Origin of the sequence: Thiocapsa rosea (assembly GCF_003634315.1) — a bacterium.
Lineage (GTDB): Bacteria > Pseudomonadota > Gammaproteobacteria > Chromatiales > Chromatiaceae > Thiocapsa > Thiocapsa rosea.
In genome coordinates this window covers 3,024,532-3,039,824 of record NZ_RBXL01000001.1, presented here as the reverse complement: position 1 = coordinate 3,039,824, position 15,293 = coordinate 3,024,532, and the positions used below count along the sequence as shown (strand labels likewise).

The 15,293-nt window shown below is 55.7% G+C and carries 17 protein-coding genes and 1 pseudogene; 7 read left to right on the top strand and 11 right to left on the bottom strand.

What is annotated here, in order from left to right:
- Window positions 1–76: 76 nt before the first annotated feature.
- From BDD21_RS13625 to BDD21_RS13615, 3 genes are all read left to right on the top strand, one after another.
- On the top strand, window positions 77–718 hold the full coding sequence (locus BDD21_RS13625; RefSeq protein WP_170164752.1) for a small multi-drug export protein: 642 nt from the start codon (window positions 77–79) through the stop codon (window positions 716–718).
- 414 nt (window positions 719–1,132) lie between these two features.
- On the top strand, window positions 1,133–2,320 hold the full coding sequence (locus BDD21_RS13620; RefSeq protein WP_120797615.1) for an AAA family ATPase: 1,188 nt from the start codon (window positions 1,133–1,135) through the stop codon (window positions 2,318–2,320).
- Window positions 2,317–2,880 (top strand): DUF4276 family protein, encoded by a 564-nt coding sequence (locus BDD21_RS13615; protein ID WP_120797614.1) that lies wholly within the window; start codon window positions 2,317–2,319, stop codon window positions 2,878–2,880. The genes BDD21_RS13620 and BDD21_RS13615 overlap by 4 nt, the downstream gene beginning before the upstream one ends.
- A 96-nt stretch (window positions 2,881–2,976) precedes the next feature.
- Here BDD21_RS13615 and BDD21_RS13610 read toward each other — a convergent pair whose 3' ends face one another.
- From BDD21_RS13610 to BDD21_RS13595, 4 genes are all read right to left on the bottom strand, one after another.
- On the bottom strand, window positions 2,977–3,705 hold the full coding sequence (locus tag BDD21_RS13610; protein WP_120797613.1) for an oxygen-binding di-iron domain-containing protein: 729 nt from the start codon (window positions 3,703–3,705) through the stop codon (window positions 2,977–2,979).
- 231 nt (window positions 3,706–3,936) lie between these two features.
- Entirely contained in the window at window positions 3,937–4,182 is a 246-nt protein-coding gene (locus BDD21_RS13605) for a type II toxin-antitoxin system Phd/YefM family antitoxin (protein WP_120797612.1), read from the bottom strand.
- A gap of 199 nt (window positions 4,183–4,381) precedes the next feature.
- A complete protein-coding gene (locus BDD21_RS13600) occupies window positions 4,382–5,128 on the bottom strand; it encodes an SAM-dependent methyltransferase (RefSeq protein WP_120797611.1) in 747 nt (248 codons plus the stop codon).
- Window positions 5,129–5,273: 145 nt separating this feature from the next.
- A complete protein-coding gene (locus tag BDD21_RS13595) occupies window positions 5,274–5,459 on the bottom strand; it encodes an AbrB/MazE/SpoVT family DNA-binding domain-containing protein (RefSeq protein WP_120797610.1) in 186 nt (61 codons plus the stop codon).
- 76 nt (window positions 5,460–5,535) lie between these two features.
- On the opposite strand from BDD21_RS13595, the gene BDD21_RS27835 reads away from it, so the two are divergent.
- Both BDD21_RS27835 and BDD21_RS13590 read left to right on the top strand, forming a co-directional pair.
- Entirely contained in the window at window positions 5,536–5,694 is a 159-nt protein-coding gene (locus BDD21_RS27835) for a hypothetical protein (protein WP_170164644.1), read from the top strand.
- Window positions 5,691–5,864 (top strand): helix-turn-helix domain-containing protein, encoded by a 174-nt coding sequence (locus BDD21_RS13590; protein WP_281269180.1) that lies wholly within the window; start codon window positions 5,691–5,693, stop codon window positions 5,862–5,864. The genes BDD21_RS27835 and BDD21_RS13590 overlap by 4 nt, the downstream gene beginning before the upstream one ends.
- A gap of 498 nt (window positions 5,865–6,362) precedes the next feature.
- On the opposite strand, the gene BDD21_RS29220 is transcribed toward BDD21_RS13590, so the two are convergent.
- Window positions 6,363–6,542 (bottom strand): addiction module protein, encoded by a 180-nt coding sequence (locus tag BDD21_RS29220; RefSeq protein ID WP_425470282.1) that lies wholly within the window; start codon window positions 6,540–6,542, stop codon window positions 6,363–6,365.
- 216 nt (window positions 6,543–6,758) lie between these two features.
- Between BDD21_RS29220 and BDD21_RS13575 the strand changes: the two genes are divergently transcribed.
- Window positions 6,759–7,040: a helix-turn-helix domain-containing protein gene (locus BDD21_RS13575; RefSeq protein WP_120797608.1), complete on the top strand. Its 282-nt coding sequence runs from the start codon at window positions 6,759–6,761 to the stop codon at window positions 7,038–7,040.
- Window positions 7,041–8,042: 1,002 nt separating this feature from the next.
- Here BDD21_RS13575 and BDD21_RS27470 read toward each other — a convergent pair.
- Window positions 8,043–9,068 (bottom strand): hypothetical protein, encoded by a 1,026-nt coding sequence (locus BDD21_RS27470; RefSeq protein WP_147431079.1) that lies wholly within the window; start codon window positions 9,066–9,068, stop codon window positions 8,043–8,045.
- An 88-nt stretch (window positions 9,069–9,156) separates the two neighbouring features.
- Entirely contained in the window at window positions 9,157–9,774 is a 618-nt protein-coding gene (locus BDD21_RS27465; RefSeq protein ID WP_147431078.1) for a hypothetical protein, read from the bottom strand.
- Between the two features lie 401 nt (window positions 9,775–10,175).
- On the opposite strand from BDD21_RS27465, the pseudogene BDD21_RS13560 reads away from it, so the two are divergent.
- Window positions 10,176–11,218, top strand: a pseudogene (locus tag BDD21_RS13560) (IS630 family transposase).
- A 739-nt stretch (window positions 11,219–11,957) separates the two neighbouring features.
- Here the strand turns inward: BDD21_RS13560 and BDD21_RS27830 are convergent.
- The 4 genes from BDD21_RS27830 to BDD21_RS13545 all read right to left on the bottom strand — a co-directional run bounded on the left by BDD21_RS27830 (window position 11,958) and on the right by BDD21_RS13545 (window position 15,137).
- On the bottom strand, window positions 11,958–12,119 hold the full coding sequence (locus BDD21_RS27830) for a hypothetical protein (RefSeq protein WP_170164751.1): 162 nt from the start codon (window positions 12,117–12,119) through the stop codon (window positions 11,958–11,960).
- A 50-nt stretch (window positions 12,120–12,169) separates the two neighbouring features.
- Window positions 12,170–13,333: a restriction endonuclease subunit S gene (locus BDD21_RS28640; RefSeq protein ID WP_245969919.1), complete on the bottom strand. Its 1,164-nt coding sequence runs from the start codon at window positions 13,331–13,333 to the stop codon at window positions 12,170–12,172.
- Window positions 13,334–13,524: 191 nt separating this feature from the next.
- On the bottom strand, window positions 13,525–13,674 hold the full coding sequence (locus BDD21_RS13550; protein ID WP_211335051.1) for a restriction endonuclease subunit S domain-containing protein: 150 nt from the start codon (window positions 13,672–13,674) through the stop codon (window positions 13,525–13,527).
- Complete coding sequence (locus BDD21_RS13545) at window positions 13,671–15,137, bottom strand: class I SAM-dependent DNA methyltransferase (protein WP_120797604.1); 1,467 nt, start codon at window positions 15,135–15,137, stop codon at window positions 13,671–13,673. Before BDD21_RS13545 ends, BDD21_RS13550 begins: the two co-directional genes overlap by 4 nt.
- Window positions 15,138–15,293: the final 156 nt, after the last annotated feature.

The window sequence follows — 15,293 nt, the reverse complement described above, 5'->3', positions numbered from 1 at the left end:
GTAAGATCAAACCCGGGTGCGCACCATGTGCTCGTCGTGGAAATCCGTCCTGCGGACGTCCGAAGGTCTGGTCCTGATGGCGGCACTCGGCCTGTCTCTTGCGGCCTTGGCCGCACTGGCGGTAGCCGCCGTGTGGTACCCGGGGTACGCGCAGTTGCTCGCGGCCGTCATCGCGACCAACCTGGTCTTCGGGCGCGTCACGGCCATGTCGCTCGGATACGCCACCGGACTGGATGACCTCACGGTGGTTCTGGCCAACCTCCTGATCGAGACGATCCTGGTCTTGATCTTCTACCCCTTGTTCGTCTTCAGCTGGCGCGGGCTGTTGGAAGTGAGAACCCTGCGGCCTTACCTGCGCGCAGTTCGGGAGACCGCGGAACGCCATCACGGGACGATTCGCCGTTACGGGCTCATCGGCCTCTTCATCTTCGTTTGGTCGCCCATCTGGATGACCGGACCCGTCGTCGGCTGCGCCATCGGCGTCTTGCTGGGTCTCAGCATGCGGGTGACCTTGGGGGTCGTCTTGGCCGGAACCTACCTCGCCATCCTGGGCTGGGCGTTCGCCATGCGGCAGCTACACGACCAGGTCGCAGGATTCAGCCCCTTCGGCCCGGTGGCCTTGTTCGCCGTCATGGTGGTGATCATTCTCGGAGGATATCTGCTGAGCCGCCTGGTACGCCGCCGACGCCGGACATCGGGGCGCGAGGGTGTCGACTAGCACCTGGCCCGGCGACCCTCGGTGAAGCAGGCGGGCGTCGGATCGGTCTCGCAGGTGCGCATACGTACATGAACACCTCTAATAGCGTCGTCGGGCGTAGGGCGTAGGGCGTGGATATCGGACAGCAACGGATTCACGCATCGGTGTAAGATCGGCAGCGCATGCATGGCGGGTGCCCTGTCGGGCTGGTCACTTGCCAGATAACCACAACCCCCATGCACGCCCCACACGCGTTACAAAGATTACGCAATACGCTGCCATAAAAAATGATTTTCAGGGAGTACTGCAGGGTCTGCCTCAAGTCCCCGTATCTCGGCGCCCAGGCCGAATTGGAGCTTTGAAACCGCAAGGCGCCCTCGCTACACGGAGACACCCCATGCCGGCCGAAAAACGGATCTTGGAAACGAGCGAGACATGAAGATCGAATCGATCCGACTCAAGAATTTCAAGAGCTTCCAAGACGCCGAGTTCCTGGATATTCCGCGTTTCTGCGTACTCGTGGGCGCTAACGGCACAGGCAAATCGACGCTGTTCAGCGTGTTCGGGTTCCTAAAGGCAGCACTTTCAAGCAATGTCCACACGGCCTTGGTGAAGCTCGGTGGAAGCCGAGGTTTGAGCGAGGTCCGCAGTCGGGGCAAAGACGGCAACATCGAGATCGAACTGAAGTTCCGCGAACGAGACGACAGCCCGCTGGTAACCTACGCCCTGACGATAGGCGAGCGTAATGGCGCTCCAGTGGTTGAGCGTGAGGTTCTAAAATATCGTCGAGGTAGCAGCGGACAGCCTTGGCACTTCCTCGATTTCTCCTGCGGTTACGGCTACGCGGTCACCAACGAGCTGGATGCCGTCACGGTTGTCACTCAACTCGACCGCCAAGAGCAACGGCTGAAATCTCCGGACATCCTCGCTATCAAGGGGCTCGCCCAGTTTGAGCGCTTTCCTGCGGTGGTAGCACTCGGGAATTTGATCGAAAACTGGCATATCTCGGACTTCCACATCAATCGTGCCCGGCCTGAGCAAGAGGCCGGCTTTGCCGATCACCTCTCCACGGAGGGCGAGAATCTGTCCCTGGTAACAGAGTATCTCTATGCAAGGCACCGGAAGGTATTCGAAACAATCCTCAGTAAGCTGGCCCAGCGCGTTCCTGGCATCAGCAGCGTTGAGCCCAAGACCACCGAGGAGGGTCGCGTCCTGCTGCGGTTCCAGGACGGCGCCTTCGAGGACCCGTTTCTCGCGCGCTACGTCTCCGACGGCACCATTAAGATGTTCGCATACCTGGTGCTGCTCTACGACCCGCAGCCCCATCCGCTCCTGTGCATCGAGGAACCGGAGAATCAGCTCTATCCGAAGCTACTTTGGGAATTGGCCGAGGAGTTCCGGGATTACGCGAACCGCGGCGGACAGGTGTTCGTATCGACCCATTCGCCGGACTTTCTCAACGCCGTCCAGATCGACGAGGTTTTCTGGCTAGTCAAAGACGGCGGGTATACCAAGGTAAAACGCGCCAAGGACGACCCGCAACTTGTCGCCTTCATGCAGGAAGGCGATCAGATGGGTTATCTGTGGAAGGAAGGATTCTTCGAGGGGGTCGATCCGTTGTGACCCAGCTTGTGTTGTTTTTGGAGGAGCCATCGGCACGGGAGATGTTGACTGGGCTTCTACCTCGGATGCTACCGCCCGGGATCGCCTTCCGCTGCGTTGTATTCGAAGGCAAGCAGGATCTGGAGAAGCGCCTGCTGCCCAAACTGCGGGGCTGGCAAGCAGCGGATACCTTGTTCGTCGTTCTGAGGGACAAAGACCAGGGCGATTGCACCAAAATCAAAGGCCGCCTGACGCAGCTTTGCAGCAATGCCGGCAGGCCTGAGACCCTGGTACGCATTGCCTGCCACGAGTTGGAGAGCTGGTATCTAGGCGACCTGAGAGCGGTTGAGCGGGGATTGGAAATCAACGGTCTAGCTCCCCAGCAGGGCAAAGCCAAGTATAAGAATCCCGACCGGCTCGCGAATCCCTTTCAGGAACTCCAGCGGTTGACCGGTAACCGGTATCAGAAGGTTTCGGGCTCGCGCAACATAGGGCCCCACCTCTCCTTGGAACGAAACTCATCCCACAGCTTCTCCGTGTTCGTTAGCGGCATCCGTCGATTGATCTGCGAGGCCACGTAACTGTAAAGCACTGAAAAGGCATCGCCACACACCCGAAGGCACGGGACCAGGCCCCAGGTGTCACCTCCAGCCCGACCGAACCAAACCTAGAACCCATCATACCGAAAGCGCCTCGGAAAGCGCGCGAAGCAATGCGGCCCCGTCGCCACGCCATGCGCTGCCGTGCATGCACGCGAGTGTTGCCGGATTCGTCGAGGCAAGCTTCTCAAGCATGAGATGCGCGTTCTTCGTGTGCGAGAAGTAATCCATCTCGTGGCGGAATGCCTCGCTCGGTCCGAGAATGTCGGACTCGGTGACGGGCGGAAGCTGACTGCCGCCCTGGGTGAAGAGGTCGCCGCAGAGGAGTGTCGAGGTTCGCTCTTCCATCAGAAAGCCACACTCCCATGCGTGCGGCAAATGGGGAGCGTCGAGCCAACGCACGACATGATTGCCGAGCGAGATCGCCTCTCCGTCGGCGAGGGCTCGGGGTGCCCGATCGGCAAGGTCGCCGATCGATACCATGGCCGCAACGGTGCCGCACAGAGGCGAGGACTGCGGGGCGGAAGCAAGCCACTCGTTCAACGAGCCGCACTCGTCGGCTTCCACGTGGGACAAGGCGATATAGCGCAGGCTCTCGACCGGCAGAACACGGGTCACCGCTTCTCGCACCAGGGGAAACATCCTTCTCGGACCCGTGTGAAAGAGCAGTGGCTCATCATCGACGATCAAGTACTGATTGAATGAAAACCCGCCTGCACCCTCGATGTTCACAGGCGTATTGATGCGATAGATCCTGTCGGCAACCTCGTGGACGTTCGTCCCGGACTGGATGTTGGTCACGGTCATTGGACTCTCCTCGGCATCCCCGACCTACTCGGGTGCAATGCGAGCGCCAGGCGGCAATGCCGTAGTCTGTCCCTGATAATCGTGCGGTTGCACGCAATTCGCTCCAGGGATTGAGCAGCTTGACGCTGATCGCGATCGTCCGCTCGTCGCCATGCGAGAGCCAACGCAGGACACCGGGGTTCACCTCGTCCTTGGCAAACTCGGACACGACATTCGTGTCGAGGAGGAATCTCACAGATCCAGAGCCCGTTCGAGAGCCTGGTCCCGTTCGATGCGGATACCGCTCCGACGCAACGGCGAGTCCATCAGGAAATCCGCCAGCGTGTCGGAGGGAGATTGCAACCGACGGTATTCCTCGATGGAAACGACCACGGCGGTCTCTTCGCCGTTGGCGGTGATCACCTGAGGCCCTGCGCGAAGGGCCTCTTCCACCACTTGATTCAGTCGATCTTGTTGCTCTTGAAGCGGCCAGTTCATGGAAGCCTCCTGTCGTTCGCAGCTTGCGGATGGTAAGAGGTTAGACGACGCGCCGGGTTGGCATGGCGGGTATCCAGATCCGGGCCGCGCTCAATGTGCTTCCGCGCATGGCGATGGGTCAGCATCGGGGTCACGTCTTGACGAGCCACCAACTGTTGCGCGGCACAGCCGTTGACGATCCGCCGGATGTGCCACCGCATCACCGCGGCATGAGCGCGAACACACCCCACCCCAGGTATTCACGCGTGTAAGCGGCATAGCGCTCGGGTTCCGCGGTCAGCTTGGCTCGAACCTCTTTCGCGAGTTCGTCGCCGGGATTGGCGTCCAGCCACCGGCGCATGGTGAGCCATTTGGCCGCCTCGTATCTGTCCCAGCCGTCTTGGTCAGCCAAAACCATTTCAACGACGTCGTAGCCGAGGTGGCCGAAAGACGCGAGAAGGTCTGGAAGCATGAGAAAGTCGGAGATTGAGTTGGCAAGACACCCCTTGGCAACCTCTTCCGTCGGCGGTAACTGCCGCCAGTAGGGCTCGCCGATGAGGATGATCCCTCCGGTGCGCAGGCTCCGCCCCAGAAGCGCGATCGTGCCGGAGACTCCCCCGCCGATCCAAGTAGCGCCGACACAGGCTGCCACACTGACCTTCTCGTCGGAGACATAGCCGGCAGCATCGCCATGGATGAACTTGACTTGATCGGCGACACCGAGCTCTTCAGCACGGCGCTTCGCTTGGTCCGTGAACAACTGGCTCATGTCGATGCCTGTGCCGATGACGCCGTGATCGCGCGCCCAGGTGCACAGCATCTCCCCCGAGCCGCTGCCAAGGTCGAGAACTCGGGCCCCCGATTCCAGACGCAGCGCCGCGCCGAGCGTGGCGAGCTTATCGGGTGTGATCGGGTTGTGGATGCGGTGAGCACTCTCAGTGATGTTGAAGATCCGCGGAATGTCCATTGTGAAAAAACAAATGTCCTTACGGGAGTGAATAGATTCGGACAGGGCATAACGTCACCCATAAGCCGCGCCATACTGCGCCACGACGTCATGACCGGAAAGCCCATAGCTCGACGCGCAGTATAGTCTCGGCTTGATGGCCGTGTTAGGCGATTTCGTCTCTTCGATTTAGCGGGGGGATTTCGGAGTTAAGTAAACTGCGTCGGGCCTCGAAACGGCGCTCGTCGGCGACGACGATCTCGATGTCGTCGCCCTCCTTGAGTGCCAGCGCCTCGATCACTGCTGCGGGCAGACGCACGGCGAGACTGTTGCCCCATTTGGAGATTTGCATGGATCTTGAAGCCCGGCCTGGCTATACAGGTAAGCGATAGTATATCCAGCGTCGCGAGGGGGCAATTGGGAGGGCCTTGAATCTACTTGAGCTGGGCCTTGGCAAGTTGTTCTCGAAGGGGAATCGGGGTCGGCGCCGCGGCAGCGCACTGGATGACCTGCGCGCCTTCCCCGTCGGCGCGCGCCGGGAAGCGGGGTATCAACTCGACCAACTCCAGCAGGGTCGTCTCCCCTGACCCAGGCGGGCCTCACGCAAGCGCAAGCCGCGAAGCAACTAGGGGTCACCCAACCGCGCGTGTCCGATCTCCTGCGCGGGAAGATCCACCTGTTTAGCCTGGATACGCTGGTCAACATGGCCGCCTCGGCGGGCCTGCACATCGAACTGCATCTGCGTCACGCGGCCTAATCGGAATCCTGCGCGCCGTGGCGATCCAGACCGCGTTCATCGTTTCCCGAAGGCTAGACGTGCAACATCCTCCCGGCATCCTTCAACAAGAGGCATCGGGGGTTTTGATTGGGCTGGGCACTCCGCGAGCTCCCTTCGCATTGCGTGATTTCAAGATCCCATGTTCCGCTTCTCTTTATCTGCTGTTAGCTTCGTTCTTCGAGTTTTCCTCTGATCTACTTGGGATCAGGAAGCATTGGGAGAACAGCAACGACGTAAGCACTATTGTTCTTTAATCTCATAGTAAACGGCATACGGAAAGCGCTTTGAAAGCATCCGATAACAGCCCATTTCCTTAACGTGGATTCCACCATAAACGATTAAGGACTCCACGTCCGACAGTAAGGTGCCCCAGAAAAAGTCGCCCAGACCGGGTCGCTGTTCTTCATAGAATAGTCGGCCACTCTCAAGATCAGCTACAGCTGCCTCTAGAAGGAAGACATCTCTTATTTCCATCGTCTACTGATGTCTTTCTTTTACTTCTTCAATGGACAAAAAGGTCGCCGATCCATCATCGATTTTTTTCTTCCTTTCTGCAAGGATACTCCCGTGCCACGCTGGTGAAGGCATATTGGCGTCGTCATACAAAAGCGAGTCCCATATCGCTTCCATTGTCCGGAGACGCTCAGATATACTCATTTTCTTAATGTCTACTGCCATCATTTCTATGCGACCTCTGTGAGAAGCTAACGTGTAGACAGCGGGTAGACAGGGATAGACCATGTTTTCTAGAAAGCAGAAAACGTGGTCTGTCCCCGTTTCCCTTGCCTTCCAGAAAAAAACGCAGAAAACCAATCAGGCGGACCTACAGCTAGCCTAACAACGCTATCGGGATCTCATTCAGGAGCGAACCCCATGAGCCACGACCGTTTCACCAGTGTCTGGGATGCCCTGGAGGACACGCCCCAGGAGGCCGAAAACCTGCGGTTGCGCTCCGCCTTGATGATGGCCTTGAAAGACCATCTGACCCAGGCGGGCCTCACGCAAGCGCAAGCCGCGAAGCAACTGGGGGTCACCCAACCGCGCGTGTCCGATCTCCTGCGCGGGAAGATCCACCTGTTTAGCCTGGATACGCTGGTCAACATGGCCGCCTCGGCGGGCCTGCACATCGAACTGCATCTGCGTCACGCGGCCTAATCGGGATCCTGCGCGCCGTGGCGATCCAGACCGCGCTTATCGCCTCCTAAAGGCTAGACGTGCAACATCCTCCCGGCATCCTTCAAAGAGAGGCATCGGGGTTTGGAGTAGGCCGGCCACTCCCCGATCCGCCCCCTCGCATTGCGTGATTTCAAGACTTGACCCCATGCTTCCCTCGGCTGCAGCCGCCTGTTGGGCGATATGTGCACCTATATGCGTGTACTCAGAGCATCGCGCGCCTTCTGGGGTAGATCCAGAACAATAAATCCCGCCGAGGGGTATAGGTAGTCTTCTGCAGACTCGTCGACGACCCTTAGCAAGCCTTCCTCCTCTGCGCTGCTGTCCGGGAGGATTTGATACACTTTACCCTTTTCAAGGTCTTCAGCGCCGGCAGGATCGATACACAGGGCGAAGTTCGTTGTGGTATTAGTCATGGCTGCAAATTAGTCGATAAATCGCTTGATTTTCATCTTTCGTTTTCCAATCCCGTGCGCTTCGCACCAATGTACTTCGGCTCTTCGAATGTGCCCGTTGTCAAGTTTGACGTTTGCGACTCCTTTGAGTTTCCGCCACCTGCCTGAACCAAACTGTTTCTTCAGTCTAGAAAGTTCCTGAATTCTGTTGCCAATTGCTATGGGCTCGATGTCCTCGATGTTTCCCTGAATCTCGAAGTACATTTACCAGTTCTCACTTGCGGCGATGCCTACTCGCTCAACGTTCAGAATAACGCACCCACAAACCTCGCTCGACGAACTCGAACTTGGGCACAGAGCCGGCCGCAGTTCTTGGGTCGCCGTTTATTCACTTGCTGGGCATCTTCATTGTTTGGAAGGGCAAAAAGCAAGACCTGACTGCGCTTTCTGCGCTTTCTGCGCTTTCTGTATGTGACAATAAACGTATAAGATTTTTTCGTGGGGATACCTCAGGGTCTGTCCCGGTTTTACCCTGCAATTTCAGGACTTGACCCCATGTTCCATTCAAGACTTGACCCCATGCTCCCTGTTAGGCGTTTTGCTTGAAATCCCTCGACAGCATCTGAGATGCGGCAGACGCCTCGTACATGCCGACTCCCTTTATTTGCCGCGCAATTATGTACCCCTCTTCACGAAACTGGGTTAACATGTGGGAAAGCGAAGCTAGTTTACTAGTGTTTAGCACCATACGAACAACGGTGCCTTTACAATAGTGCTTTAGCTCCATATGTGTTTTCCCGTGGTCATTTAACTTTATCCCATGGTAACCGCTGCAAATTATGAAACTTCCTCCGAGACGACATAGCCTGTTTATCATATAGAGCCCAAAACCAGAGTTATGCCAAGGATCATTGCGATCCACCCTTATTCCTTCGTAATTCTTACTAGAAACTGCTGGCATCAGGGCTTGCTGTATCGCGTCTGCGTCGCATTGAACTTGTATGTAAGGATTGCCTTTCAGTGACTCCATTAGTCCGATGCCGCTATCCGCGATCGCAATTTCAACTCTGTGATAAGTTGGCCAATATTGCGCGCAATATTCGATGCTTCTCGATTTGCTATGCTCAAATACATTTCTCATAACTTCCCTAATAGAAAATGTCAGGGCATCAACTAAATCACTGGTTTCGTCTTGCGCTAATATTCTCGCAAGTTGCGCAGATCGAGTCTCGATTATTTCTTGTTCGGCCTTCCATTCACTGGATGCTTCGTCAACAATTGTCTTCATTCGCAAAATAGTAAACGGAACAAACCTATCATTTCCGTCTGTACAGTTAGGCTCTCTGCCATGCTTCAGTCCAAAAGCGCGGAAGAATGCCATATTTGCGGGATATTGCTTGTATTGAAAGCCGCAGCAGGCAACTGTGGTACCAGGGTTGTTTCTGTTAAATTCCCTTATAACCTTGGCCACGTAGACCATCGTAAATGGCTCAATTCTCCCCATTGATGAAAAGTCGATTATTAGCTCGTCGCATCCCGCATGTGTAGCAACTTCATCGCAAAATCTGAATATTGCCTGAGAGCCACAGTTGTTTGGATAGTAGATTTTCGGCACTAGCGTTCCAGATATGCCTAACGCCAAGCTAGATGGCGTAAATGGAGCGCAGCGGAATTTGCGTCCAATTTGAGCGCCGTGTTAGCTGTCATGCGATCGACCGATAAAAATGCGGATAGGGAGTATAGTCAAAAGCCACTCCTAGTGCAGCATCGCAGCGTTCTTTGACCATGCGGTGATGGCTACGTGCACCTCTCCGCCCATATGTTTGGTCATTTGCTTCAATTTGACCGAGCAGATCAATTAAGTCGTCGCCTCCATATCCATGAATGTACGGTTTAATAGCTAGCGAAAAGCGCTCATCAGATTTGTCGTATGACCCGCTTCTTCCGTAATAGGCATTCAGCAATTTATTCCTAAGACCATCCCATTCAGGTGAGTCAGACAAGTTTCTTAAAGCAGGTATCGCATCCTCTGGCAAATCCGGGCATTCATCGCCAGTTAACCAAGCCATTAGATCATCTGCGTGAACTCGCAAAGAAGGTTTTACAAACCAACCTAAGCATCTCGCAGTTACAGTGGTTGTCACAGCATGACCAATAATAACTTTAGCAGCCTCTGTGAGTTCTGAATAAAATGCTGGATGGTTTGAAAGCAGGTATACAAGATAAACGACCGGATCGCCCGAATGAGCGATATTGCTAAAGTAATCTTTATCTGCCCCTATAGCCGCAACCATTTCTGGTGCATTTCTTTTAATAAGCAACTCCAAAGCACGATAGTTAATGCTACGATTCCTGTCGCAGTCCGAGTTTTGCAATCTAAACACTAACTTCCAAAGAGAGCGAACTAAGCTTTGTTCTAATTTTTTATCGGTGCGCGATAAGTATTTGCTTTCAAGATATGATTTTAGAGTCTCGTCCTTTATCAAAATGCTAGAGGAGGCTGCAATATCAGCAACAAAATCTTCAAAAACCTTCCTGGTGTATATTGGTGGCTTTGTTAGTATTCCATCTAATGTGTTACGTATTAATGCTCGAACGGTATACCTCTTATAGGCATGAACTGCACTTTCCTCATGTCGACTCTCATCAATGCTCGATAACGTTTTGACTCCGAGTTAAACTTGTCGCTACCGACGAGCCACCTTGTAGTTTTTTTACGACGATGATCAGAATCGAGTTCTCCGAGCAGGATCTGAAGAAAATACAGCAGTTGCGTTACGCGCATCCACACCCAAGGGTGCGCAGGCGAATGGAGGCGCTGTGGCTGAAGAGCCAGGGCCTTGCGCACCGGGAGATTTGTCGGCTCGCGGGAATTTCCAGCAACACTTTACGGCAGTACCTCGGAATGTTTCAATCCGGCGGTATCAAGAGGCTGACGGAGCTCAACTTCTATGCCCCGACGAGCGAGTTGGAGCAGCATCGCTATCGACTCGAAGTCCATTTCCGCAAGCATCCGCCTGCGACCATCAACGAGGCGGCGACCATGATCGAGGAGCTGACGGGAATCAAGCGCAGTCCGAGCGCCGTGGGGCGGTTTCTCAATTCGCTCGGCATGGCTCCGAGAAGAGTTGGAACCATACCCTCGAAAGCCGACCCTGAGGAGCAAGAGCATTTTCGTATCAACAAGTTAGAGCCGCGACTCGAAGAAGCGAGACAGGGCAAACGCGCTATTTTTTTGTCGATGCTGCTCACTTTGTATTGGGTGCCTTTCTCGGTATTCTGTGGTCATTCTCCCGTCTCTTTGTAAAGACTTCCGCCGGGAGGAAGCGTTTCAATGTGCTCGGTGCGCTGAACGCGATCACACATGAACTGGTGATGGTGACGAACGATACCTATATCACCGCAGAAAGCGTCTGCGACTTGTTACGACGCATTGCTATGCTGAATCTCGACGTGCCGATCACGTTGGTTATGGACAATGCGCGCTATCAGAAGTGCAATATCGTCACAGCGCTGGCTTCGCAACTGAATATCGAATTGCTTTATCTTCCCGCCTATTCACCGAATTTAAACCTGATCGAGAGGCTGTGGAAGTTCGTCAAGAAAAAAGTCCTCTACTCGAAATACTACCCCAATTTCGCCGAGTTCCGAGATGCAATCACCGACTGCCTAAAACAAACGCACACCACGCACAAGAAGGAGCTGGACTCTTTACTCACGCTGAAATTCCAGGCATTCAAGAAATGCGAGCTTGTGCCTATATGAGGTATATCTCTATTTGGGCGATGAAGCTCTAGGTCGCTAGATAATACTGGATGAGCAGACAGGTGTCGTTGTTGCTGAAGATGCGCAAGATGATCAATGTCAGACGTTTCTAGAAGATTTGTACGATCTGATATCAGTTCGACCAGCTTAAATTCCCACTCGGATGATCTTGGATTACCTGTCTGAATGCGTTCAACTTCATCCAGGATTCCTTTTGCTACGGGATCTGCATACATATCATGCATTTGCTTTAGCTTGTACAACAGATCGCATATTGCCACGGACCAAAGCATGACAGTGGCAGAACGATAATTCCCCTGCTGATAGGAGCTAAGAATTTCAAGGAAATATTCTTTTGTTTTCCTGTCGAAGATTTTTTCTGTTCTAGTTTCTATTGAGTACTCGTCCATCTGCAAATCTCTAGTGCCAGCTAACAGTGGATTAGACAGAGTGTCGGTCAGGTGAGATAGACCGAATATGTCTATCTCCGTCGGGACAGATTCTGTCTAGCCCGTGTCTCACTCTTATGGCCGTCGTCTCGTCACGTGCCCAATGACCATACACGATATCCGGTATCGAGACGCTAGCAGATGATGGGCGTGCCAACAACTCCGACGGTCGATCCTGGTGGCGCTGTGCCCACGGGCTGGATTGAGCGAGGGGACAGATCTGACGCCGTGGCCCTTGCTCCAGATGGCGGCTCCCGCCCGGTCGCTTGGGGGATGAGGAGATCGTCCGTTCATCGGCCTGCGCCAACTGGACGTTCGGGCTGCTCCAGCGATCCGGGTGCAAGCTGCGCCTGGATGCCGTCTGGATGCTCCAGCAGGATTTTGAACAGGGTGCGCATCAGCTGACCGACCCGTTGGCGGGTCACCCCTGCGATCTTCTTTCCTTTGTTCATGCTCGGTCTTATTGCTCCTTTGGGGTTTGGTTGGCATCAACGGGGAGCGGCTAGGCGGCGACTTTCGCGTTGGCAGTCTTGCCGCGCCCTTTGCGGGTGTCCTTGGGCTGCTTTGCGCGCGCGGCGCAGATGCGCTCCAGGAGGACGGATGCCGGCTCGTCGTTCGGGTCCTGGGGGACGAGCTCGCCACGGAAGGCTTTGGCGAGGTTGGCTTGATCGAGATGATCGAGAAGCTTTGCACCCACTGATTGCTCAAACTTTATCCTCTCAATCGCTTCCGTACTCGACTCGATGCGCCGAAGTATCTCATGCCTTTCTGGTTCGGTTGGCCAAGGACATGCGATAGCGCGCAATGCGGACTGAGAAACGTTTCTCATGGATAGTTGGTTGCCAGTCGATGCATTCTCTAGAAGTTCCCGTCCTTGCCGACACCGGAGAAACCACAGCACCCAGGGTTTTGCTGCGTTCGGCATGTCCAAGCGCAAGACTTTATCACTGAGATATAGGTTGTCCGGAGCGTCCTCGACAATGACGCAAGAGCCAACGAGATCAATAGTGTTGGCTCGGGAAAACAGGAAATCTCCGCTGCGGATCAACGTGTCTGGAGATGGATTAAAAACAGTAGGCAATGTCTTAGCCTGGCCCTTATCGAAGGTCCCCCAAGTCACAGCACTGACCTTTACGACGCCTCGTTCGTGTTCACGTGGTGGGCGTTCTTCGCAGCGCAGATTTCTTCCGGCTCTTATTCCGGTGAGGAGGGTGTCCAAAGTACGGTTACCCCAGGATTCCACAAGCACATCGTGAGCGTCACGCCAATCCCTCGTCAAATCCCCCCGAAACGCCTCCTCCAAAATCGCCTTCTTGTAATTCTCGATCAGGCGTGGGATATGGGACAGTTCCTCGCGGGCGCGGCGGGTGCGCTCGAAAAGACTGTCCAGTTTGGCGACGATACGGTGTTGTTCATCTAGGGGAGGCAGAGGTATCTCGGTATTCTCAAACTTCCCTTTGGTAACATGCCGCAAACCAACTCCGCCATGCGCCAAGTCAATTAGATATTGCAGCTTTTGGTTGATGGCATAGCGGAAATATCGCTTATCCAGATGGGTTTCATTGAATTCAACTTTGAAGATGTGCTGGTTAAGGACCGCTTTTCCTCCTTTCCAGACGTGAGCGCCAAAGGATGTTCCTGGAGTGCCAGACCACGCGAAGAGCAGCTGGCCTTCATCTATGAGGAATTGTTGCTGGATTTCGCCGTCGAAATGGTTAAACGGTGCGTGCGGGGGCCTCGATCATCGTTTGGTCCACCTAGCCGGCGAGAGTACGGCGCCCAAGCGTAAGATTCTGATTTGCAAGCCAAGACCGCAGCTATTCTCGCTCTTGCGCTGGGTTTTGGACCAAACGATGATCAAGGCCCGTGCGGGTTGTTGAGGTTTTGAATTCGCACTATTGGCAAGCCGGATTCGCGCCAATCAGATGGTTTGAAAGCCTTGCCGTTTACCAAGCCACAGAGATCTCCGATCTTGGCGCCACACCAGCCGCGCGGCAGTTGAGTCATGCGAGCTCCTCGCTTGTGACTGCATCGGGCTCCATCTCCTCCGTCAACCCCTCAATCTCCTCAAGCGCAGCACGCAAATGCACAATAATGGCAGCAGCGATGTCGTCTGGATCGCTCAACCGCTCCTCGATGTCCTCGCTCTCGTCGCGCAACCAGGCGATATCGAGGTTGTCGTTCCGTTCCTTGATCTGCTCGCGCGTGAAACACCGAAACCGCCCGGCCTCGCCCTGGTCGGTCCGCGCCGCCTTGCCGTAAGGATCATCACCGAACGCCGCTTCGAACTCCGCGAAGTCAGCCACGGTGAGCGGTCTTGTCTTCCCAAACGCAGGCATGTTGGCCCGCAGGTCATAGACCCAGACGGTCTTGGTGTTGGCCCTGTCGGTCTTCCCCCGCGTGAAGAAGAGCACATTGGTCTTCACGCCCTGTGCGTAGAAGATGCCGGTCGGCAGGCGCAGGACGGTATGCAGGTCGCATAACTCCATGAGCCAGGTCCTCAAGCGTCGCCCGGTGTTGTCCTCGAACAGGACGTTGTCGGGCACGACGACGGCGGCGCGTCCTCCGGGTTTCAACGCGCGGACGATGTGCTCGACAAAGGCGAGCTGCTTGTTCGAGGTGTCGTTCGTGATCGAGAAGTCGGAGCGGTTCGGCCTACCCCCGCCCTTCTTGGTGCCGAAGGGCGGATTGGTCATGATGAGATCGGCCTTGCCGAGGGCCTCGCCGTCCGGCGAGAGGGTGTCGGCGCAGGCGACGCTGCTTTCGATGCCGTGCAGCATCAGGTTCATCAGACACAGCCGATGTGCGTCCGGAACCAGCTCGGCGCCTCGGTAGGCGAGATGGCGTTGAAAGAACGCCTGGTTCTCGGTCAGCTCGAACAGATCGTCGGTGCGCACCTTGATGTCGTGGTCGGCGGCGACGATGAAGCCCGCCGTCCCTGCCGCCGGGTCCTGGATCACCTCGCCGGGCTGCGGCTTCGTCAGGCGAACGATGCAGTCGATCAGCGGGCGGGGCGTGAAATATTGCCCCGCACCGGATTTCTTCTCGGCGGCGTTCTTCTCGAGCAGGCCCTCGTAGAGGTTGCCGAGGCCCTCCTCGCGCGCCGAGAACCAGTCCAGCTTGTCGATGGCCATGGTCAGGGATTTGAGGTTCGCGGGCTTGCGCAGCTTGGTGCCCGCGTCGGCGAAGATCGCGAGAATGGTGGGGTCCTGCGTCTTCTTGGTGTCGCCCAGATCCAGCAGCAGGCGGCGGTAATATTCGAGCTGGTCGAGGCCCTCGCGCTTCGACAATGCCTCCCAACCGTACCCGTTCGGGATGCGGTCTTCATGCCCGGTCTCCTGCATCATCTTGAGGAAGAGCAGGAAGGTCAGCTCCGTGACGTATTCGTTGTAGGTCACCCCGTCGTCGCGCAGGATGTGGCAGAGGTTCCAGAGCTTGGCGACGATGTCGCGGGTCGCGTTCTCGGTCATTGTGGGGTTCGGGTCGATCCTGAGATAAAGAGGGGTGGGTGTCGGTCAAGCGTCGCGCTCTTACCTGGCAATTCCAGATTTGCCGCCTACCACGGTGGCCCCAGGGTGTCGGATGGGCAAAGCCCGCGCGATGTGTTCGACGGTCGCCAGCGACGC